The sequence below is a fragment of the Flavobacterium flavipallidum genome (assembly GCF_038289905.1).
In the GTDB taxonomy this organism is placed as follows: Bacteria; Bacteroidota; Bacteroidia; order Flavobacteriales; family Flavobacteriaceae; genus Flavobacterium; species Flavobacterium flavipallidum.
This window is the reverse complement of record NZ_JBBYHU010000045.1, coordinates 1-23,103: the sequence shown is the minus strand read 5'-3', so window position 1 is coordinate 23,103 and position 23,103 is coordinate 1. Positions and strand designations below refer to the sequence as shown.

Here is a 23,103-nt window from a genome sequence, read left to right as displayed (position 1 = left end):
TACCCTAACAGCTACTGCTCCTGGTGGTAACGAAGGACAAACTTGTACTGCTACTGCTCAGGTAACTATCTCTCAACCGCAAATAGCTGTATCTGTAAGCGGAATCGCTACTAATGCTTCTTGTTTCGGTCAGGCTGATGGTTCGATTGCCATAACTAAAAGTGCTGGTTCAACTGTAGTAATAACTAATGCAAATAACCAAGTAGTATCAAATACTGGTTTAGTTGCAGGAACTTATACCCTAACAGCTACTGCTCCTGGTGGTAACGAAGGACAAACTTGTACTGCTACTGCTCAGGTAACTATCTCTCAACCGCAAATAGCTGTATCTGTAAGCGGAATCGCTACTAATGCTTCTTGCTTCGGTGAATCTAATGGTTCGATTACTGTAACTAATAGTGCCGGTTCAACTGTTGTAATCAGAAATTCTAATAATCAGGTAGTTTCAAATACTGGTTTAGTTGCAGGAACTTATACCTTAACGGCTATCGCTCCCGGTGGTAACCAAGGTCAAACTTGTACTGCTACTGCTCAGGTAACTATCTCTCAACCAAGTGCAGCTTTAAGTGCAACTGCTATAATTACTAACAATAACAATTGTGTTGGTTGTAGTAATGGTGCAATTAATGTTACTGTACAAGGTGGTACTGCCCCATATTCATTCTCATGGTCAAATGGTGCTACGACAGAAGACATTAGTAGTTTACCAAAAGGGATTTATACGGTAACCATAAAAGACAAAAACAACAGCTGTAGTATTGTTAATAGTTACGAAATAACTGAATCCGGTATTGAAATTCTTAAAGATGCAAGATATGTAGATAACAATGAAGATAATATTACTAATATTGGAGATAATATAGTTTATTACTTTACAGTTAAAAATACAGGTAATGTTACTTTAACAAATGTTACAATTACTGATAATAAAGCAAATGTAATTGGTGGCCCAATTGCTACATTAGCACCTGGTGCTTCTGACACTAGTACATTTAGTGGCGTACATGCAATTACTCAGGATGATATAAACAAAGGTTTTTATTACAATTTAGCATTAACCAATGCTAAAGATCCTGAAAATGTAACAGTAACTGATACTTCCTCAGATCCTACACCTTGTACAACATGTCCTAAAGATCCAGAATGTACAGATTGTACTATTACAATTTTACCACAAAATCCAGGCTTGATTCTAGATAAAACGGCAACAGTTCTAAGTCGAGATACAAGTAGTGATGTATATAGTTTTGTTGGAGATATTATTAATTATACAATAATAGTAACTAACACTGGTAATGTGTCAATTAACAATATTATTGTTAAAGATCCTATGACAGGTTTAGACACTACAAACGAAGCATTTGTATTGAATCCAGGACAATCTAAAGAATTTACACAAACCCACACTGTTACATTAGAAGACTTAAGAGGAGAAAGCATTATCAATATTGCTACTGCAAATGGTGTTACTCCTAATAATACGCCTATAAATGCTGAAGATAGCGTAACGGTTGAAAAAGCTGGAGTTTTAGGTTGCGGTACAATCCTTGTACACAATGCATTTACACCTAATAATGATGATACAAATGAATTCTTCAAAATTGATAACATTGACGATACTATATGTTATCCTGAAAATTCAGTTGAAATCTATAACAGATGGGGAGTATTAGTCTATGAAGTGAAAGGATATAATAATCAAGATAAAGCTTTCAAAGGCTTCTCTGAGGGAAGAGTAACTGTCGATAAAGGAGCTGGATTACCTACAGGAACCTATTTTTATATCTTAAACTATACTGCAGTAGGTTTACAAGGTGAAACGATCCCTAAAAGACAACAAGGTTATTTGTACCTGACTAGATAATAAACTCCAATTCTAACATACCAGAGGCTTTGAAAAGCCTCTGGATTTAAAAAAGAAGCCAAATGAAAACAAAACTACTAGTAATCAGTTTAATGTTTGCAACATTGGTAAGTTATGCACAACAAAACGCACAATTTACACAATATATGTACAACACTATTAATGTTAATCCTGCTTATGCTGGTTCAAGAGGTGCAATGAGTATATTTGCCTTACATCGTACACAGTGGGTCGGATTTGATGGAGCTCCTACTACAAACGCTGTTTCGATTAATACTCCATTCAACAGTAGCCGATTAGGTTTAGGTGTATCCATTATTAATGATAAAATTGGACCAACTCATGAAAACACTATTTCAACTGATTTATCTTACACAATACCTACATCTGAAAATGTAAAACTTTCATTTGGTGTTAAAGCATCTGTAAATCTTTTTGATCTAGATCCAAGCAGATTAAATCCTGATCAAGTTGACCCTAAACTTTATGGATACAATAATGCTATTTCACCAAATATTGGTGCGGGTATTTATCTACATTCAGATAAAGCATATGTTGGACTTTCAATTCCTAATTTTATAGAATCTAATCGATATGATGATAACGACACTAAAGTATACAAAGAAAAAATGAACTATTATTTAATAGCTGGTTATGTAATGGATTTGAGTTACAATCTTAAATTCAAACCAGCATTATTAACTAAGATGGTTCAGGGAGCACCGCTACAGGTTGATGTTTCAGGAAACTTTTTATTCAATGATAAATTTACTTTAGGACTGGCTTATCGTTGGAGCGCATCTGCAAGTGCGATGGCTGGATTCCAAGTTTCTGATGCTCTCTATATAGGCTATGGTTATGATTTAGAAACAACTAAATTAGATAATTACAATTCTGGTTCTCATGAGGTTTTCTTGAGATATGAAATATTCAAGAAAAACAATAAAATTACTACCCCAAGATTCTTCTAAATACGATTATCATGAAAAGAAATATACTCCTTTGTATAGCTATGATAAGTGTTTGTTCATTTAACATTTATTCCCAAGAAGCTAAGCTGGCCAATGCCGATAAAAAATATGACAACTATGCCTATATAGATGCCATTAAGACCTATGAAAAAGTTGCTGAAAAAGGATATAAATCAGCTCCTATGTTTCAAAAAATTGCAAATGCATACTACTTTAATGGTGAGTTAGATAAAGCTGTAAAATGGTATACTGAACTTTTTGCTATGCCAGATACAGTTATCGAACCTACATACTATTACCGTTATGCTCAATCACTACGAGCAATTGGCGAAAACAGTAAAGCAGATCAAATATTAAAAGAGTTTGACAAAATTTCTTCTAATGATAGTAGAGCAAAATTATTTAAAGCTAATACTAATTATCTGGATGAAATTAAAGCAAATTCCGGGAGGCACAAAATAGAAAATGCTGGTATCAATTCGCAATATTCTGATTACGGTTCATCTATTTACAATAACAAAATTGTATTTACTTCGGCAAGAGATACTGGAAGCATAGGTCAGAGAAAACACTCCTGGACTGATCAACATTTTACAAATTTATATAGTGCGGATTTAGATGAGCAGATGTCTCCTTCGAATCCTGTTAAAGCTTTTAGAAAACTAAATTCTAAATTTAACGAAGCTACTCCAGTTTTTACTAAAGACGGAAAAACAGTTTATTTTACCAGAAATAATTATATGAATGGTAAAAAAGGGAAAAATGAAAGTGGGATTACTTTAATAAAATTATACAAAGCTACTTTAGACGGAGAGAATTGGACTAATATTCAGGAATTACCTTTCGACAGTAATAATTACAGTACCGCTCATCCAACATTGAGCCCTGATGAAAAAACACTTTATTTTGCATCAGATATGCCGGGAACTTTAGGAATGTCTGACATCTTCAAAGTACAAATTAATGAAGATGGAACTTTTGGAACTCCGGTAAATTTAGGTGCTGGAATAAATACGGAAGGAAGAGAAACTTTTCCTTTTGTAAGTCAGGAAAACGAACTTTATTTTGCATCTGATGGACATCCTGGAGTTGGAGGACTTGATATTTTTGTTTCAAAAATTAATGATGACGGTTCATTAAATAAAGTTCAAAATGTTGGTATGGATGCTAACTCTCCAAAAGATGATTTTGCATACATCATTGATAGCAATTCAAGAAAAGGATTCCTTTCATCTAACAGAGATGGCGGACAAGGTTTTGACGATATTTACAAATTTTTAGAAACTAAAAAACTAATTTGTGAACAAGAACTATACGGGGAAATCACAGACTTAGATTCTAAACTACCTCTTCCTAATTCTAAAGTTACATTGTTTGATAAAAAAATGAACGTTTTAAAAACCATTAATGCTGATGATAAAGGCGCTTATAGTTTTATAGTTGAATGCAGTAAAATGTACACTGTTAGAGCTGAAAAAGAAGGATATGGTACCAATGAAAAACAAGTTACAGTACCTTATGAAAATGGTAAGACACATCTACCTATTGAGTTAGAAAAAGATCAGTGTAAAGTAACTATTGGGGATGATTTAGGAAAATGTTTTGGAATTAGAAATATTTATTTTGACTTAGACAAATCGAATATAAGAACTGAAGCAGCTCTGGATTTAGAAAAGATATTAGATGTTTTAAATCAGTATCCAAGCATGAAATTAGACATACGTTCTCATACAGATAGCCGTGCTTCATTTAAATACAACGAAGCTTTATCTGATCGAAGAGCCAAATCTACAATTGCTTGGTTAATCAAAAATGGTGTAAGCGCAGATCGTTTAACTGGTAAAGGTTATGGTGAAACACAATTAGTAAATAAATGTGCTGATGGTGTAAAATGTACCGAAGAAGAACATCAGATGAACCGTAGAAGTGAATTTATTATCACTGCTCTTTAGGAAATAAATAACTTATAGTTTAAACCTCGAATTCATAATTCGAGGTTTTTTTATAAATAAAACATAGACAACTCCTAATCAACAACTTGTAAAATAAAGAAATTAAAACTTCTTATTTTAATTTTAACAATATCAAAACTACAAATAAAGAAGATTGTTAAAAAAATTAACAAAAAAAAGATCGTTATGTAATTTGTTTAAATATTTCTATTAAATTTACCAGCAACAAAATTTATTATTTTTACATATAATGCAATTTTTATAATAATTAAAAACAATATAAATAAAATTAAACGAATAATATTTACATAACTACAATATGAAAATAACAGCAATTCTTTTTTTTATTTTATTAGGTCTGTTTTCTCAAATTGGACAAGCTCAAAGTCCAAAAGTATACATCACTGAAAAAATAGGTGAACATTATGCATATGTAAACGTAACTAAAACATACGAAAGGATAGCCGAAAAAGGCTATAAATCTATCGATTTATTTGAAAAACTGGGTAACGCCTTTTTTGCTGATATGAACATGGAAAAAGCTGCTAAATGGTATGGAGAACTTTTTTTATTAACATATGACTTAGACGCATTATACTACGACCAATATGCTAAAGCATTGTTAGCAATTGGTGATAACGAAAAAGCAAATTATATTCTGGAAAAATTAAAACTGAAATTAAAAACCACAAACACCAAATAATTATTTAGACAACAAAATTGTTTAACCAAAAACCAAAAAAAACAGTTGCAAAATATACGCAACTGTTTTTTTTTTAACTTTTAAATAAAGCAAACTGAAAGTATTTTGAAAAAAGACATTTGCTATTAATCAAATTTAAATCAGAAATCAAATAGAAATAAAAACTTTAAATCATTCAATATCTTTGAGTCAAAAATCAATTATCAACAGTTCTATTATTTATCAATAAACTTACAAGTACACTTAAAATAACAATATTTTTCACAATATACTGTCCTAATAATGTAAAACTAAAAGGACTTTGATTAAACGAAAGTTCCGGAAAAATAAAAAACACAGAAAATGTTAAACTTAAATGAATAATTGCTAAAATCGTAACTGTTCGCAGTTTATAATTTATAATAAAAAACAAACCTATTAATGTTTCCCACATAGCTAAAACCAAATATGAAATATCTGAATGTACACTATTATTAATCAGAACATCTATTGTTTTTTTAGCAATATCTTCAGCAGGACTAAAATTGGGAAAAAATTTCAACAGACCAAATACAAAATAAACTATACCTATAGAAAAGATAATTAAACGATTACTTGTAAATCCTTCCGATAAAACAACTTGAGTTTTTTTCATAATTTATAGATTAGTTTGTCTTTATATAAGTCCTTTTTTTTGCTCTATAAATAGGTACACTTAAACATTGAAACACCCTAAGTATTTTTTTTGAAATAAACTTTAGTTTAAAAAACTTTATAAAAAAAGCAGTTTGAAAATTCATCTCAAACTGCTTTTTAAAATTTTAATCTTGAATCAATTATTACATATTAGACAAATAAGCCAAAACATTTTTTTCAATTCTTTCGTTGATGTTGGAAATATCAGCTTTTACAAATTTTTCTCCAATAATATTTTCGTATAATTCGATATATCTTTCAGAAACCGTTTCAATATACGCATCTGTCATTTCAGGAATTTGTTGCCCTTCTTGACCTTGAAATCCATTTTCAATTAACCAACGACGTACAAACTCTTTAGACAATTGTTTTTGCTCCTCCCCTTTTTCTTGTCTTTCAGCAAAACCTTCAGCATAAAAATATCGGGAAGAATCCGGAGTGTGAATTTCGTCAATCAATACAATTTTTCCATCCTTAGTTTTTCCAAATTCATATTTGGTATCCACCAAAATCAATCCGCGGCTTGCTGCAATTTCAGTACCTCTTTGAAACAAAGCTCTGGTATATTTTTCTAAAACTAAATAATCCTCTTCGCTCACAATTCCTTTTGCCAAAATATCTTCTCTTGATATATCGGCATCGTGTTCACCATTATCAGCTTTAGTAGTTGGCGTAATAATTGGTTCCGGAAATTTATCATTTTCTTTTAAGCCTTCAGGCATTGTAACTCCACAAATTTGTCTTTTACCAGCAGCATATTCGCGTGAAGCATGCCCTGATAAATAACCACGAATAACCATTTCTACTTTGAAAGGCTCACATAAATGACCTACAGCCACACTTGGATCCGGAGTAGCAATCAACCAGTTTGGTACAATATCCTGAGTCAATTCCATGAATTTAGTAGCGATTTGGTTTAGTATTTGTCCTTTGTACGGAATTCCTTTTGGCAAAACCACATCAAAAGCCGAAAGCCTGTCGGTTGCCACCATTACTAATAAATCATCATTGATATTATAAACTTCTCTTACTTTACCTCTGTAAACCGATTTTTGATTTGGAAAATTAAAATTGGTCGTTCTGATTGTATTACTCATTTAGATAGATATTGCGTTGATTTTATTAGGTTGCAAATTTAGGATTATTTTAGACAGAAAAAAAAAGAAAGTATTCTATAATTTTTGCCACAGATTTCACAGATTACCACAGATTTTTTTTAAATCTTTGTGATCTTTGTGTCATCCTGAGCTTGTCGAAGGACTTTGTAATCTTTGCGGTTAATTTTTTTTATTTAGCTTCCAAACTAATATTATTCAAAATGTTATCTGTCAAATAATTAGCCACACCATCTTCATAGTTTGTAGATATTACCTCTAAATGCGCTAATTTATTTTTCAAACTGTCAGGTGCATTTCCCATCAATAAACCTTTTGAAGTAGCATTTAACATGCCTTCATCGTTATAACCATCTCCAAAAGAAACCGCCTGATGAAATTGATAGTTTTCTTTTTCTAAAATGCGTTTAATCGCTACACTTTTATCTACCGATTTATCCATGAACTCCAAACAATGCGGCAAACTAAAAGCATGACTAAAAATATCCGGATATTTCTCCAGAATCATTTCTCTTAATTCGATTAATTTTCCGTGACTTTCGTGGGTGAAAAATATTTTAATTGCATCAAAATCGGTCACTTCTTTATAGTTTACTAATTCCGGAACGTAATTCAGTTCCGTTTGGAATTCCAGTAATTTATCGTTGTGTTTATTAGTCTGCCAAACATTTTCCTTAAAAAGAACTGTTGTGTATTCAGCCGGAATATCCATCGCCAAAACCGATTTCACGGCTTCGCTATCCATATTGGTTGCAAAAATCAATTCTTTGTTTGGTGCATGAATTCGGGCACCATTTGAAGTCACTAAATAAATAGGAAAGCCTAAGGTTTCAATTATTGGCATCGCATCCAAGTGATGACGACCTGTAGCCACAATTATCAAATATTCCTGTTCATACAATTCTTTAAAAACCTGTTTAGTATAATCTGAAATCCTGTGGTCTTTATTGAGTAATGTTCCGTCTAAATCACTGATGATTACTTTTATATTTTCTTTTATCATATTCTCTTTCACTCTAATGAATTGCAAAAATACCTAAAACACAGAGATAGCACACTAAATAAGTATTGAAATAACAGCAAATTAACGTATTGCTAATTTTAATATCGTTGAAACATTATTAAAAAAAAGACGACTCTATTCGGAGTCGTCTTAAAAACATCTTACAGTAATCTAATTTTAATCAATATTCTCAGTATACTTATAAGCATCAATTACTTTTTTAACTAATCGGTGGCGTACGATGTCTTTGTCGTCAAGATAAATTATTCCAATTCCTTCAATGTCTTTTAAAACCAATAATGCTTCTTTTAATCCTGAAATAGTTCTTCGAGGTAAATCCACTTGTCCAGGATCTCCGGTTACCATGAATTTAGCATTCTTTCCCATACGGGTTAAAAACATCTTCATTTGTGAGTGCGTGGTATTTTGAGCCTCATCCAGAATCACAAAAGCATTATCCAGTGTTCTCCCACGCATAAATGCCAATGGCGCTATTTGGATAATTCCTTTTGCAATATGATCTTCCAATTTTTCGTTCGGAATCATATCACGTAACGCATCATAAAGGGGTTGCATATAAGGATCTAGTTTTTCCTTCATATCTCCCGGAAGAAAACCTAAATTTTCCCCAGCTTCTACAGCCGGACGAGTCAAAATAATACGTTTTACCTGTTTTTCTTTCAAAGCTTTTACAGCCATTGCTACTCCGGTATAAGTTTTACCCGTACCAGCTGGACCAACCGCAAAAACCATGTCGTTTTTATTAATAGTATCAACTAATAATTGTTGGTTAGGAGTCATTGCTTTTACAATTTTACCTCCTACTCCATGCACTAAAATTTTGTCATTTGGACTCATTCTTTTGTCGTCCTGTACATCTCCCAAGATTACTCTCTCAATTACATTGTCATCAATATTGTTATAACGTGTAAAATGAAGCATCAATCTTTGAAAACGCCTTTCGAACTCGTCCAATATGTCTTTTTCTCCAAATGCTTTTATCGTTGTTCCTCTGGCAACAATTTTTAATTTTGGATAATATTTTTTAATGGTTTCAAGATGAGAGTCTTGAGCACCCCAAAACTCTTTTGGAGCGATGTCTATGAGCTCGATAATTCTTTCGTTCAAAGGATATAATTTTTTAGTATTATTAAATCAATTAAAATTCTCCTCCAAAATGCATTTTCATCCTGGTTTTATTTGGTTACTATTTATAATTTATTTCTGCTTTTTTGCTTTTTTGAAATTACTATTATTAGCTTTGCATATCTCAAATTTAATGAAAATTACCTTTAGGTATTACCAATAGTTATAAACAAAAATATGTCAATAATTACCCTTACTACCGATTACGGCTTGAAAGATCACTTTGTGGGTTCTTTGAAAGGGAAAATTTTATCTGAGTATCCAGAGGCCCAAATTATTGATATTTCGCACGATATAGATCCGTTTAACATAGTAGAAGCCAGTTACATTATTGGTGCATCTTATTCCAGTTTCCCAAAAGGAACCGTTCATCTTATAGGAGTAGATATGGAATTAAATAAAGAAAATCTTCACATTGTGATGCAATGGAACGATTCTTACTTTATTGCTGCCGATAATGGCATCCTGAGTATGCTTTCGCAAAAGATTGTACCACAGAAAATTGTTGCTATCAATATTCATGACCGTTTACCAAGTGATGCTTCGGGATTAGATGTTTTTGTGACCGTTGCCTGCCATATCGCCCGTGGTGGTTTGCTAAACGTTATTGGCAAAGAAATCAATTCAGTTAAAGAAGTCACTGAAATGAAAGCAGTCGCATCAAACGACAACAATAGTCTAAAAGGGCATGTGATTTATATTGATCATTTTGGAAATGTGGTGACCAATATTACCAAAAAGCAATTTCTTGAAGTAGCTAAAGGCCGTCCGTATGAAATCAAGATGAAAACAAAAAATATCAAAACCATCTTACCTAATTATTCAGCTATTGCTATATCTGACAAATATCCTATAAAGACTTATGAAGGAGAAAAACTCGCCATTTTTAATGAAGCAGGCTATCTGGAAATTGCCATTTTTAGAAGCAATCCTTCTAAGGTAGGTTCAGCTAATAGTCTTTTAGGTTTGAACTATCGTGATACCGTTACTATAGAATTTAAGAATTAAGATTTCAGATTTCAGATTTCAGATTTCAGAAGGCAGAACGCAATTGCAGAATTTAAAACAGAATTTAAAAAAATAACTCACAACCCATAACTCAATAAATGAAAGCCTTATTATTACGTGAAATTAAATCCTTTTTTGGTTCACCAATAGGTTATTTAGTTATCGCCATTTTTCTAATCATCAACGGATTATTTCTGTGGGTATTTGAAGGCGACTACAATATTCCAAATTCAGGATTTGCCGACATGACTCCTTTTTTCTCATTAGCTCCTTGGATTTTAATTTTCTTAATTCCGGCAGTAACCATGCGTTCTTTCTCTGACGAAAGAAAACAAGGAACATTGGAATTATTACTCACAAAACCACTATCCGTTTGGCAAATAGCCGGAGGTAAATTTCTTGGTGCACTTCTTTTAATAATTATCGCTATTATTCCAAGTTTCATTTATGTTCAGGTAATTTCTAATTTAGGGATGCCAGAAGGAAATATTGATATGGGAAGCACCATTGGTTCTTATTTTGGATTATTGTTTTTAATAGCTGCTTATTCTTCAATTGGAATTTTTACTTCTACCCTATCCGATAACCAAATTGTTGCTTTTATACTTGCTGTATTTTTGTGTTTCTTCTTCTATTTTGGATTCGAAGGATTTGCTACAATTACACCTTCAATTTCAACAATGATTTCCTCTTTTGGAATGCAAAATCACTTCAAGAGTATGAGCCGTGGCGTAATAGACACCCGAGATTTAATTTATTTTATCAGCCTTACAACGGCTTTTCTTTCTTTTACTGTTTACCAACTTAAATCTTTTAAATTGTAATGATAGCTGCTAAAAAAAGAAATCTTAAATCGGTAGTAATTACAATTGCTGTTTTAGTTATCATTAACATCATTGGCAGTAGTTTTTTTCATCGATTTGATCTAACAAATGATCATCGTTATACACTTTCACAAACGTCATTAAATATCATCAAACAGGTCAAAGAACCGCTTTCGATAAAAATATATATGGAAGGTGATTTACCTGCTGAATTTAAACGACTACAACAGGAAACTAAAGAATTACTGGAAGAATTTCAAGCTTACAATTCGAATATTATTTTCGAATTTGTAAATCCTTTAGAAAACGAAGACGAAAGCATGGACAATATTAAAAACCTGTACATGAAAGGTCTGACGCCTGTAAACATCACTGTTGATGATAAAGGAAAACAATCTCAGGAAATGGTATTTCCATGGGCTATTGCTGTATATCACAATAAAGAAGTCAACATTCCTTTATTGAAAAACATAATGGGAGCTTCAACAACCGAAAAAGTGATTGGATCGGTTCAACATTTAGAATATTCCATCGCCGATGCTCTAAATAAAATTACCATAGAAAAACAGAAAAAAATTGCTGTAATAAAAGGGAATGGTGAAATTCAAGATGTTTCTATCGCTAAATTTTTATTGCAAATAAGAGAAAGCTACCACATTGGTCCTTTTACACTGGATTCTGTTTCTAAAAACCCAATTGGTACCTTAGAAGCTTTAAAAAAATACGATTTGGCAATCATTGCTAAACCAACAGAAGTTTTCACTGATGCCGAAAAACAGGTTCTCGATCAATTTGTAATGAATGGCGGAAAAAGTATGTGGCTACTAGATCAAACTTCTGCTGAGATGGACAGCCTTTACAATGACGCAGGATCTATGTTAGTTTTCCCAAGAAACCTGAATTTAAACGATATGTTTTTTAAATACGGTATTCGTATCAATCCGGATATTGTAAAAGACGAAAGCGGCAGCCCAATTAAATTGGCTACCGGAGAGCAAGGCAGCTCCACTCAATACCAGGCTTTCAATTGGAAATTTGCTCCATTAGTATATCCGGAAAGCCAACACCCAATTGTAAAAAATCTTGGCGGAATTAAATTTGACTTTGCCAGTCCGATTGATACTTTAAAAAACGGTATCAAAAAAACCGTTTTATTACATTCTTCACAATATTCTAAAAAACTAGGAACTCCAGCCGAAATCAATTTGAATATTGTTACCGAAGAAACCAGCCCAAATCATTATATCAATACCGGAAACCTTCCTATGGCGGTATTATTAGAAGGCAACTTTCATTCGGCATTTCAAAACCGTGTTTTAGCTTTTAACCAAAATAATTTTGAAGCTCAGGGAAAAAGCAACAAAATGATTGTCATTTCTGACGGAGATATCATCAAAAATCAATTGGATAAAAATTATGCTCCTGTAGAATTAGGTTTTGATCAACGTTCAGGAAATCTTTATGACAACAAAGATTTTCTGTTAAACTGCGTCAATTATTTGCTTGACGACAACGGACTTATTAACATTCGTTCTAAAGATTTAGACCTGCCTTTATTAGACAAAGAAAAAGTATATGAAAACTATACCCAGACACAAGTCTTAACTATCGGGCTTCCAATTGTAATTTTAGGTGTTTTTGGAATCGCTTTTGGCTTTTTAAGAAAACGAAAATACAGCAGATAGATGTTAATAAAAATTTTTCTAAACTAGATTTGTTTACGATATATTTGTAAAAATGTATCATTAGCAAATTCTAATTAAAAGATACCTTTTACAATAAAAAAACAAATATAATCTTCATATGAAATTTATAGTATCGAGTTCGTACTTATTAAAGCAATTACAAGTTTTAGGAAGTGTTATCAACAGCAGCAATACCTTGCCTATTTTAGATAACTTCTTATTTGAATTAGACAATAATGTATTAACGGTTTCTTCTTCTGATTTAGAAACCACTATGTCTGCTACCTTGTCTATCGATTCTACAAGTCAGGGAAGTGTTGCTGTACCGGCCAAATTACTTTTGGAAATCTTAAAAACATTTCCTGAACAACCACTTACTTTTACAGTTGAAGAAAACAACACTATAGAAATCAGTTCTAACTCTGGAAAATATGCTCTTGCTTATGCTCCAGGTGAAGAATTCCCTAAAGCAATCAACTTAGAGGAACCATCGGTTACTTTAGTTCCTGCTGACGTTTTAGCTACTGCAGTAAGCAAAACAATCTTTGCTGCCGGAAACGATGATTTACGTCCGGTGATGTCAGGAGTATTCTTCCAGTTTTCGCCGCAAGGCTTGACTTTTGTAGCTACTGACGCTCACAAATTAGTAAAATATGCACGTACCGATGTAACAGCTTCTCACGTTGCCGATTTTATTATGCCTAAAAAACCATTAAATATCTTAAAAAATATTCTTTCTACTTCTGATGCTGAAGTAAAAATTGAATACAACGATTCGAATGCTACTTTTTCATTTGATAACTATGTGTTAATGTGTCGTTTAATTGATGGAAAATACCCTAACTACGAAGCGGTAATTCCAAAAGAAAATCCAAACAAATTAATGATTGACCGTTCTCAATTTTTGAGTTCTGTACGTCGTGTTGCGATTTTCTCTAACAAAACTACACACCAAATTCGTTTGAAAATTGCAGGAGCCGAATTAAATGTTTCTGCCGAAGATATCGACTACTCTAACAAAGCGGAAGAAAGATTAACCTGTGATTACCAAGGTGACGATATGCAAATTGGTTACAACTCTCGTTTTCTTACTGAGATGCTGACTAACTTACAATCGGACATGATTATGCTGGAAATGTCATTACCTAACCGCGCCGGAATCCTTACACCTGTTGACGGATTAGAAGAAGGTGAAACAGTTACGATGCTTGTAATGCCTGTAATGCTAAATAGCTAAAATATTTTCGATAAAAAAACGAAATTAATAAAATTTGCAATGAAATATTTTTGATATTAAAATATAATACTTATCATTGCATACCAAAAAAAGAAATTAACCAACCATTTTTTATATTTAAAAAAAACCGCGATTCCTCCTTGAAAAGCGGTTTTTTTTTCGTTTTGTATTTACGGTAATTGTCTTTTTGAAAACTGATATGACTTTTTATGGTAAAAAAAAATTAACCACAGATTACACGGATTTTCACAGATTATTAAACCTAAAAAAAAATACGGTTAAATTACCTCCATTTTCTTCATTAAAAAAGTAGCGCTCTTATTTTGACAAATTCCGTTTCGAAGTTTATAGTCAAAATGCAAATCATTGTCTTTGATTTCAACTTCAAAACAATTATTGGTTAAAACATCAGGATATTCATTTGTAGTCAAACACACTTCGATATCATGAGTAGCAATTGCTCCAACAGCTTTTTTATCAATTACCTTTTTGACCACTTCAATAGTTCCGTTGCGTTTATCATCTGAATTGGTTCCTCTTAAAATTTCGTCTAACAAAACAAAAGCAGGTTCAACAGCTAATGCGTCCATAATTTGCTTTAAGCGTTTAATTTCGGCAAAGAAATAAGATTCACTATCAGACAAAGAATCAGAAAGTCGCATGGAAACCAAAACAGGCAAAGGATGTACATTTGCCAAAGTAGCACAAACTACTGATCCTGTTCCGGCTAAAACCATATTAATACCTAAACTTCTCAGAAAAGTACTTTTACCGGACATATTAGAACCCGTTAAAATCATAAAAGATTGCGGATAAAACGCAACATCATTCCCTATTCTCGATTTTGGATTCAACAAAGGATGACTCAAATTAGAAAAATCAATTTTAAAATCAGTGTTTAGAACAGGATATGCAAAATCCGGATTATTATAAGAGAAATTCGCAAAGCTGTTTAGTTTTTCAAATTCACCAATAACCGCTAACCAATCTTCCAATGCTGCAGCATGTTCTTTTTTCCAAACTAATAAGGCTTTTAAAACATGTAGATTAAACAAAAAAGTTCCGTTGAATAAAGTGGCTGTTATCAAATTTGCAATTGTATCATTTCTGGAAAACAATTCAGACAATTGTTTTAAATGCACACTTGCAGCTTCTTTTTTTAATTGCAGCCTTTGTTGCAACTGATTTAATTTTGCGGAAGCGAAAGATTCTTTTTCAATTTTTTCAAGTAAAAGTCCGTAATTGCCAATTATCTTATCAATATTATCCGATTGGGCAATTTCCATTTGGATACGCTTTAAAAAACGTCCCAAAACAATCAAATTAAGTATAAACAAATAGCTCAAACTTTTGAGAACAACTAAATTTAATGTAAAAGCATATGCTATCAAACCTAAAACAAACAATAACGGACTTATGTATGAAAATGCAATTGTCCATTTTGGCAAGGATTCACTATTAAATTTACTCCAGTTCAGTAGCGATTGATAAAACGTTTTTTTATCTGATGTTATTTTAGCCAAAGCAAAAAACTCCTGACGAAAATCTATTTTTGGGCTTAATTCCTTAATTGCTTCCTGATTATCTAAAATTCCTTTATTTGAAGTTTTAGCTAATAAAGCATCCGCTAAAGTTTGTTTACCAACATAAGTTGCGGTTCTGTTGAGATATTGAAACAAGGAATTATCCCCAAAAATATCCAAATCATAGGCATACGGATGATGAAAATCTATGAATTCGGAGCCATTTTCAAATGGATTATTTTTTCGTTCTAAAAAAGCAATTTCCTCTTTGTTAATATCGAATAGTGTCTGAGTGCAATTTCTTTGAAACTGTATTTTAGAATGCAAACGCATCAAAACAATAAATACAAGCAAAAACAATCCGGCAATCAACAAATAAACAATTGATGACTGCTGAACATAATAATAAAAAGAGCATAAAAAGACGGCAATACTAGCTAATCGAAGTATACTTATCCAATTGTATTTAGTATTGATTTTTTTTAATTCGGCTGTAAAAAGACTACTCTTTGATTGGTATATATCCATAATTCCTAAATGAAATACAAATATAACGGAGCTACTGTTCTAAATAGTCAAATTTTACTTAAAATAAAACTTATTGAATTGGAATAACTAAAATTGGTACTTCCCAATGTGCAGTGCAATCCTTGGTTAAACTATGATGAAACAAACTTTTGAAAAAATTATGTTTGTAGGCCAACATAATCAATACATCAACATCTTTAAACAGCACAAAATCAAGAATACTTTCTTTGACTTCTTCACTAAAAACGATTGTAAATTCGACAGGATCATTGGCAAATTCAGCTTCCCATTCTTTAATTGTTTCTTTGGAAACATCCGAAGCATCGGTTTTTACATAAAGACATTTTACTTTAGCCTTCATCTTTTTAGCAATTTCAACTACATGTTTCAAAGCTGGTTTGTCTTTGGGTCTAAAACGGGTTGTAAAACCAATGTTTTTGATTGTTTTGTATTTAGCTTCAACAGGAATACTCAAAATGGGAATATCCACATCCGAAATTACAGCCGTCGTATTGGTTCCTAAAAACACTTCGGTCCAGCTTTTTTCACCTTCGGTACCCATGATGATATAATCAATTTGATCTTCTTTAATAACCTTTTGAATCGTACTTACTAAATTCCCATCCATTAAACGATGCATCATTTTGATATGATCCAAATTACGTTCCTGAGCAATAGCATGCAACTTTGGTAATTCGTCTTTAAAAACTTCAAATTGAGTCAACTCCACCGATTCGTATATCAACATATAATTTTCCGGAAAATACTGGCTGTCAAAAACCGGTAAATCAAAGGCATGTAACAAAATTAACTCTCCATCAACACTATTGGCAAATTCTAAAGCATGTACAAAAGCATTGGTAGCGGTTTCAGAAAAATCAGTAGGAAATAAAATGCGTTTCATTAGGAATCAGTTAAAATTAAACATCAAATAACTGATTTAAAGATACAATTTTAACGCATTATTTCCCAGTAATTTCCAGATTTAACTTTTCTATTTGTAGAACAAACAATACTTAGCGGGATTTAGTACCTTTGCAGCCAATTCAGAACAAAATGCTCAACAACGATTCCATAGTAGCCCTAGCCACAGCCTCAGGTACCGGCGCCATTGCCATTATACGTGTTTCCGGACCAGATGCCATCAACATTGTCAACAGCGTCTTTAAATCAATCCGAAACAAAGATTTAACTAAACAAAAATCCCACACGCTTCATCTGGGACATATTGTTGACGGCTCCAAAACACTGGATCAGGTATTGGTATCTGTTTTCAAAGGCCCTAATTCGTATACCGGCGAGAATACTGTTGAAATTTCCTGTCACGGTTCTACTTATATTCAGCAGCAAATTATTCAATTATTATTAAGAAAAGGTTGTCGCATGGCCGATGCCGGCGAATTTACATTGCGTGCTTTCCTAAACGGAAAACTGGATTTGTCTCAAGCCGAAGCCGTTGCTGATTTGATTTCGTCAGACAATGAAGCCAGTCACCAAATTGCGATGCAACAAATGCGTGGCGGATTCTCGAATGAAATTGCCAAACTACGTGAAGAATTATTGAATTTTGCTTCTTTGATCGAATTAGAATTAGATTTTGCTGAAGAAGACGTAGAATTTGCCGACCGTTCGCAGTTTAACGAATTGATTAATCGCATCGAATTTGTACTTAAAAGACTGATTGATTCTTTTGCTGTAGGAAACGTAATCAAGAACGGAATTCCGGTAGCTATTGTTGGTGAACCGAACGTAGGGAAATCGACACTGTTGAATGCACTTTTAAACGAAGAACGCGCTATTGTTTCAGACATTGCCGGAACCACTCGTGATACCATTGAAGACGAATTAACCATTGGCGGAATTGGTTTCCGTTTTATTGATACAGCTGGAATTCGTGAAACTCAGGATGTGGTAGAAAGCATTGGAATCAAGAAAACTTTTGAAAAAATTGAGCAGGCACAGGTGGTTTTACTTCTAGTTGACAGTTCTCAGTTGACAGTTAACAGTCTCTCAAAAGTGAAAATTGAAATCGAAAAAATAAAAAACCAGTTTCCTTTGAAACCTTTGGTAATTGTTCTAAATAAAATCGATCAAATTTCTCAAAATGAAATCGCATCGATTAGAGAAAAACTCACAACCGATAACTCACAACTGATTGCAATTTCCGCCAAACAAAATATTGGTGTCGAAGCACTCAAAAATCAATTGCTTTCATTTGTCAATACCGGAGCATTACGTAACAACGAAACAATTATAACTAATACAAGGCATTACGACTCTTTACTTAAAGCATTAGAAGAAATACAAAAAGTAAAATTTGGTTTAGAAACCGGGCTTTCCAGCGACCTCATGGCTCTTGATATCAAAGAGGCTTTGTACCAGTTTGGTATGATTACCGGACAAGTCACCAATGACGAATTGCTTGGAAATATCTTTGCTAACTTCTGTATCGGGAAATAAAAAAATAATCTTTTTTAGGGCTGTCCGGGCAGGCTATCCACTACAAGTCCGCAGGAAACAGTCTATAAAACACAACTCCAAAAAGAGCTTCTGTTAGTCGCTATTTTGGGGTTTGTTTTATAAAAAGCCTCTTTCCTTTACGGGCTTTTCGTTGCTATCCTTGACAGAAAAAATTAAAAAAATAGAACCCTAAAATCAAAACAACCCCAATAAAAAGTACTATTTTTGAAAAATAACAAGAGACTTATAAACGCAAAACAATCTGCAAAGAGATTTATTATTTATATAAAAACATTAAAATGAATTTAAATTTTAATATGAAATTTGCAGAGGGATATTCTAGTAATTCTCAAATAGCAAGAGTTCTAACCGAAAATTGGGTTAAAGAAAATTCATATTGTCCCTGTTGTGGTGCAAACCCTATTGTTGAATATGAAAACAATAGACCTGTAGCGGATTTTTACTGTAGTAAATGTGCTGAAGAATTTGAATTGAAAAGTAAAAACGGAAAATTAGGAGGAATTATTAACGATGGTGCTTACAGCACAATGATTCAAAGAATAACTTCTAATTCGAATCCGAATTTTTTCTTTCTTACTTACAATAAACAAAATACAGTAGATAACTTCTTAATAATTCCAAAACAGTTTTTTACTCCTGAAATTATTATTAAAAGACCTCCCTTATCTGATACTGCTAAAAGAGCAGGTTGGATTGGATGCAACATTGATATTTCTACTATTTCTAATTTAGGAAAAATATTTTTAGTCAATAATTCAAACATTGTTAAACCAGAGTTAGTTCAGGAAGCTTTTAATAAAACACGCTTTTTAAGAGAAAAGAATATAGAATCAAAAGGATGGATATTAGATATTTTAAATTGTATAGAAAAAATCCCAACTAAAGATTTTACATTGAAAGAAGTTTATAATTTTGAAAAAGAGCTAATGATTAAATACCCAAATAACAACCACATTAAAGATAAAATTCGTCAACAATTACAATTTTTAAGAGACAAAGGTTTAATTGAATTTAATGGAAGAGGTATTTACAAAAAAACATAAAAATGAAGAAATATATTTTTATCACACCTGAAGGAAATACATTTTCTCCAAATGGAGAAGAAGTTGAAAATATGCAAGTTATTGGAATTATTGAAGATGTTAATAATGAAGATGAAGCACTAAAAAAACTATTAATTGAAAACACATGGATAATTGACGCTGAATTTAATGTTGCTGAATTTATTTGCTATGAAATAGCATAATTTTATTTTAATGCTAAAAATCGTCCCTCAATACCACTATTTTTAAGAGCAAAAGCATTTTCTTTACCATAAGCTATAAATACACTTGGAGCACCTGGAGTTCCTGCTTGAATTCCGGAAACATGATAAAATCTAATTCTACCTTTAACAAATAATACAGCATCTGCATCGTTCCATATATGTTCAAAAAAACATTTCGTTTCTGTTCTTGCAAAAATTAATGCTATCCCATTTCCATGAAATTTTAATTTTTCAATCCATAATTCCATCCCTCTTCCATAAGGTGGATTTAAATAAACTCTACCGAACCAATTTTTACTTAATCCATTATCTATTATGGTAAAATTATTTTTAGCATGCAAAAAAGGAGCATCGATTGGACTACAAGGGTCTAGGTCAAATTCTCCTAATTTTTTAACCAATTCGGGTGGAGTAAGCCATTCTACTTTTGTATTTTCGCAACGTTCAAATGATGTATTCATAAATTTTATTTGTTGCAAATATTAGATCATTTTTCTAAAAAAACAAATTATAAAATGATCATTTTCAATAAATTAAACAAAAAACCAAAACTAATTGATATGCAGAATTCTAGCAAAAATTTATCTATTTGGAGGGCAGAACAAAACCATTTCATTTGACTTCTTATTTTGGCGAAATAGAATACATTAAACACAAACACAAATCAAAAATAAAAGGAAAAGAAAATTCAAAAACAGCATATTACTTTGAAGTAAAATTAAAAGATTACTTTACGGAAGATATTTCAATAGAAGACAGTAAGAATATTAAAAAATGGATGGCAGCATATTGTGAGGAATATGACCTAAAATCAGCAAATTACCTCCCTATTTTGACTTTTTCAGAAAATGTATTCTAATTACAAGTAAAATAAAACTAATAGTAACAATCGAATGAATTTATACAAACTCAACCATAACCAAGTTTCGCAATTAATCGAAAAACCTTTCAAACTTGAAAGAGAAATACAAACCTTGTTTGAGCAAAACCTATTTCAAATTACGGGCTTAGAAATGGTAAAAAGTGAGTTTAGTATTAAAGGAAAACGCATTGATACATTGGCTTATGATACACAATCAAATGCTTTTATAATCATTGAATACAAAAGAGATAAAAATGCAAGTGTAGTTGACCAGGGTTTTACCTACTTGAGCTTAATGTTGGAAAACAAAGCTGATTTTGTATTGTGTTATAACGAAACACTAAACAAGACCTTACACAGCAACACAATAGACTGGTCACAAACCAGAGTGATTTTTGTTTCTCCTAGTTTTACAGAAAATCAACGTCTAGCAACCAATTTCAAGGACATTGCTATTGAGTTATGGGAAATAAAACGCTATGAAAATGATTTAATCAGCATCAATCCTATTAAGAAAACCAAATCAGCAGAGAGTATTAAGCCACTAACACAACAAAATACAGTTATTAAATCGGTAACCGATGAAATCAAAGTATATACTGAAGAAGACCATTTAAATGGAAGCTCAGAAGAAATTACTGAATTATATGAAACCTTTAAAAGTGCCATTTTTAACCTAACGGATGATGTTGAAATTGTTCCTAAAAAGTTATATATCGCTTTTAAAAAAAACAAAAACATTGCTGATATTGTAATTATGAAAAAAGGGCTTAAAATTTTCATCAACCTTAAAAAAGGACAATTGGATGACCCTAAAGGAATTATGAAAGATGTTTCTGCAACTGGCCATTGGGGAAATGGAGATTACGAAACCATCGTTACAAATACTGCTAATCTCGAATACATAATGAGCTTAATAAAGCAAGCAATTAATTAACATCTATACCATTATAATATTTTATAACTTTAATTATTGAGTTTAAATAATTAAAGGAATGGATAAGATAATACTAACAAGACAAGAACTTTACGACTTAGTTTGGAAAGAATCTCTAACTGCGCTTTCACTAAAGTACGCCTATTCTTATGATGGCTTAAAGAAGCTTTGTAAAACAAATAATATTCCCATCCCACCAAATGGGTATTGGAGTAAATTGAAATACAATAAGCCAGTAAGTATCATAAAGCTTCCTGTGGATAACGCAGAAAACCAATCTTTTGATTTAATCTACCGGGAAAAAGATAGCAAAATAAGCTACGATCAATCTCCATTAACAATTCTCACCAAACAAATCGAAAGTAATTCCAAAGCACCTCTACTTGTGCCTGAAAAACTAAGCAATCCTGATATTTTAATTCAGAACACTAAATTCATACATGATAAAAGAAAAAAAGAGCGCTACTATCGTAATGAAAGATTAGATTATGTTTCAATTAATGTAGATGAAACTAATTGGGATAGAGCATTGCGTATAATGGATACATTTATCAAGCTAATAAGATATAGAGGACATTCGTTCAAAAGAGATAGAAATAATTGGGGACCTAATATAATAATAAGAGATATTGAATTTCCTTTTCATATTCGTGAAGTGCAAAAAAGAATACCACCTCTAAAAGAATACGATACATCAACTTATATCCCAACAGGTGTTTTACTCATAAAAATTGGAGAAAGTTTTAAAGCAATTGAATGGAAAGATGGTAATGTTAAGTTAGAAAATCAATTAGCCAAAATAATGGCAAAACTAGAATTAGAAGCCGATAAAGAGGTAGCATGGCAGGAAGAATGCAGGTTACACGCAATTCAAAGAGCAGAAGAAGAAAAAATCGAACAAGAATTTAAAGCACGAAAAGAAAAGGAAATAATTAAAACCAAAAAACTATTTTCAGATGCCGAAAAATTTGATAAAGCAACAATATACCGCAATTTTATAAATGCAACAGAACAAAAGGCTATACAAGAAAATAGCCTTACCAATGAATTAAAAGACTGGATTAAGTGGGCAAATGAAAAAGCCGATTGGTTTGATCCCTTCATAAACAGAGAAGACGAATTACTCAATGAAAACGACCGGGAAGAATTCCATAAACCGAAACAAACTAACTATTATTACAGGTAAAAAAGCAAAAATATAAGACACTATCCTAAAAAGTGTGTAAGTTAAAAAAATAACGGGGTTTGACTTTTAATTAAAGTTGAACCCTTTTTTCAAATATAGTTAAGAACTGATTGAGGATTAATCCCCAGTTTTGGAT

General features: G+C 32.0%; 21 protein-coding genes. 14 read left to right on the top strand and 7 right to left on the bottom strand.

Annotated elements, in window-relative coordinates; all coding sequences use genetic code 11:
- From AAEO59_RS15485 to AAEO59_RS15470, 4 genes are all read left to right on the top strand, one after another.
- A partial coding sequence (locus AAEO59_RS15485; RefSeq protein WP_341701656.1) for a DUF7507 domain-containing protein occupies window positions 1–1,864 on the top strand: 1,864 nt, incomplete at its 5' end.
- Window positions 1,865–1,926: 62 nt separating this feature from the next.
- Window positions 1,927–2,835, top strand: coding sequence for a PorP/SprF family type IX secretion system membrane protein (locus AAEO59_RS15480; protein ID WP_341701655.1), 909 nt, complete (start codon window positions 1,927–1,929; stop codon window positions 2,833–2,835).
- An 11-nt stretch (window positions 2,836–2,846) separates the two neighbouring features.
- On the top strand, window positions 2,847–4,787 hold the full coding sequence (locus tag AAEO59_RS15475) for an OmpA family protein (RefSeq protein WP_341701654.1): 1,941 nt from the start codon (window positions 2,847–2,849) through the stop codon (window positions 4,785–4,787).
- 319 nt (window positions 4,788–5,106) lie between these two features.
- Window positions 5,107–5,490 (top strand): flagellar motor protein MotB, encoded by a 384-nt coding sequence (locus tag AAEO59_RS15470; RefSeq protein ID WP_341701653.1) that lies wholly within the window; start codon window positions 5,107–5,109, stop codon window positions 5,488–5,490.
- 196 nt (window positions 5,491–5,686) lie between these two features.
- Here the strand turns inward: AAEO59_RS15470 and AAEO59_RS15465 are convergent, their stop codons facing one another.
- The 4 genes from AAEO59_RS15465 to AAEO59_RS15450 form a co-directional block, all read right to left on the bottom strand.
- Complete coding sequence (locus AAEO59_RS15465) at window positions 5,687–6,124, bottom strand: doxx family protein (RefSeq protein WP_341701652.1); 438 nt, start codon at window positions 6,122–6,124, stop codon at window positions 5,687–5,689.
- Between the two features lie 184 nt (window positions 6,125–6,308).
- Window positions 6,309–7,262, bottom strand: a complete 954-nt coding sequence (locus AAEO59_RS15460; protein ID WP_341701651.1) for a phosphoribosylaminoimidazolesuccinocarboxamide synthase — start codon at window positions 7,260–7,262, stop codon at window positions 6,309–6,311.
- A 190-nt stretch (window positions 7,263–7,452) separates the two neighbouring features.
- Window positions 7,453–8,283 (bottom strand): Cof-type HAD-IIB family hydrolase, encoded by an 831-nt coding sequence (locus AAEO59_RS15455; RefSeq protein ID WP_341701650.1) that lies wholly within the window; start codon window positions 8,281–8,283, stop codon window positions 7,453–7,455.
- 177 nt (window positions 8,284–8,460) lie between these two features.
- The gene (locus tag AAEO59_RS15450; protein ID WP_341701649.1) at window positions 8,461–9,411 is read right to left on the bottom strand and encodes a PhoH family protein; all 951 of its coding nucleotides are present in this window, start codon (window positions 9,409–9,411) and stop codon (window positions 8,461–8,463) included.
- 195 nt (window positions 9,412–9,606) lie between these two features.
- Here AAEO59_RS15450 and AAEO59_RS15445 point away from each other — a divergent pair, with 195 nt between their 5' ends.
- The 4 genes from AAEO59_RS15445 to dnaN all read left to right on the top strand — a co-directional run bounded on the left by AAEO59_RS15445 (window position 9,607) and on the right by dnaN (window position 14,183).
- The gene (locus AAEO59_RS15445) at window positions 9,607–10,437 is read left to right on the top strand and encodes an SAM hydrolase/SAM-dependent halogenase family protein (RefSeq protein ID WP_341701648.1); all 831 of its coding nucleotides are present in this window, start codon (window positions 9,607–9,609) and stop codon (window positions 10,435–10,437) included.
- Between the two features lie 98 nt (window positions 10,438–10,535).
- A complete protein-coding gene (gene gldF / locus AAEO59_RS15440; RefSeq protein WP_341701647.1) occupies window positions 10,536–11,261 on the top strand; it encodes a gliding motility-associated ABC transporter permease subunit GldF in 726 nt (241 codons plus the stop codon).
- Window positions 11,261–12,946 (top strand): gliding motility-associated ABC transporter substrate-binding protein GldG, encoded by a 1,686-nt coding sequence (gene gldG, locus AAEO59_RS15435; RefSeq protein WP_341701646.1) that lies wholly within the window; start codon window positions 11,261–11,263, stop codon window positions 12,944–12,946. Before gldF ends, gldG begins: the two co-directional genes overlap by 1 nt.
- Window positions 12,947–13,064: 118 nt before the next feature.
- Window positions 13,065–14,183 carry a DNA polymerase III subunit beta gene (gene dnaN / locus AAEO59_RS15430; RefSeq protein WP_341701645.1) on the top strand — a complete coding sequence of 373 codons (1,119 nt, stop codon included), beginning with the start codon at window positions 13,065–13,067 and terminating at the stop codon, window positions 14,181–14,183.
- Between the two features lie 278 nt (window positions 14,184–14,461).
- On the opposite strand, the gene AAEO59_RS15425 is transcribed toward dnaN, so the two are convergent.
- A complete protein-coding gene (locus tag AAEO59_RS15425; protein WP_341701644.1) occupies window positions 14,462–16,234 on the bottom strand; it encodes a MutS-related protein in 1,773 nt (590 codons plus the stop codon).
- Between the two features lie 70 nt (window positions 16,235–16,304).
- On the bottom strand, window positions 16,305–17,138 hold the full coding sequence (locus AAEO59_RS15420; protein ID WP_341701643.1) for a universal stress protein: 834 nt from the start codon (window positions 17,136–17,138) through the stop codon (window positions 16,305–16,307).
- A gap of 152 nt (window positions 17,139–17,290) precedes the next feature.
- Between AAEO59_RS15420 and mnmE the strand changes: the two genes are divergently transcribed.
- The 3 genes from mnmE to AAEO59_RS15405 all read left to right on the top strand — a co-directional run bounded on the left by mnmE (window position 17,291) and on the right by AAEO59_RS15405 (window position 19,961).
- The gene (gene mnmE, locus AAEO59_RS15415) at window positions 17,291–18,694 is read left to right on the top strand and encodes a tRNA uridine-5-carboxymethylaminomethyl(34) synthesis GTPase MnmE (RefSeq protein WP_341701642.1); all 1,404 of its coding nucleotides are present in this window, start codon (window positions 17,291–17,293) and stop codon (window positions 18,692–18,694) included.
- Window positions 18,695–18,993: 299 nt separating this feature from the next.
- Window positions 18,994–19,758 (top strand): DpnI domain-containing protein, encoded by a 765-nt coding sequence (locus tag AAEO59_RS15410; RefSeq protein WP_341701641.1) that lies wholly within the window; start codon window positions 18,994–18,996, stop codon window positions 19,756–19,758.
- A 2-nt stretch (window positions 19,759–19,760) separates the two neighbouring features.
- Complete coding sequence (locus AAEO59_RS15405; protein ID WP_341701640.1) at window positions 19,761–19,961, top strand: hypothetical protein; 201 nt, start codon at window positions 19,761–19,763, stop codon at window positions 19,959–19,961.
- 2 nt (window positions 19,962–19,963) lie between these two features.
- On the opposite strand, the gene AAEO59_RS15400 is transcribed toward AAEO59_RS15405, so the two are convergent.
- Window positions 19,964–20,443: a DNA N-6-adenine-methyltransferase gene (locus tag AAEO59_RS15400; protein ID WP_341701639.1), complete on the bottom strand. Its 480-nt coding sequence runs from the start codon at window positions 20,441–20,443 to the stop codon at window positions 19,964–19,966.
- Window positions 20,444–20,571: 128 nt separating this feature from the next.
- On the opposite strand from AAEO59_RS15400, the gene AAEO59_RS15395 reads away from it, so the two are divergent.
- Genes AAEO59_RS15395 through AAEO59_RS15385 form a run of 3 tightly spaced genes read left to right on the top strand, consistent with a single transcriptional unit; the run spans window position 20,572 to window position 22,967 of the window.
- Window positions 20,572–20,841, top strand: coding sequence for a hypothetical protein (locus tag AAEO59_RS15395; protein ID WP_341701638.1), 270 nt, complete (start codon window positions 20,572–20,574; stop codon window positions 20,839–20,841).
- A 34-nt stretch (window positions 20,842–20,875) separates the two neighbouring features.
- Window positions 20,876–21,781 carry a DUF5655 domain-containing protein gene (locus AAEO59_RS15390; protein WP_341701637.1) on the top strand — a complete coding sequence of 302 codons (906 nt, stop codon included), beginning with the start codon at window positions 20,876–20,878 and terminating at the stop codon, window positions 21,779–21,781.
- 58 nt (window positions 21,782–21,839) lie between these two features.
- On the top strand, window positions 21,840–22,967 hold the full coding sequence (locus AAEO59_RS15385) for a hypothetical protein (RefSeq protein WP_341701636.1): 1,128 nt from the start codon (window positions 21,840–21,842) through the stop codon (window positions 22,965–22,967).
- The last annotated feature ends 136 nt before the right edge of the window (window positions 22,968–23,103 follow it).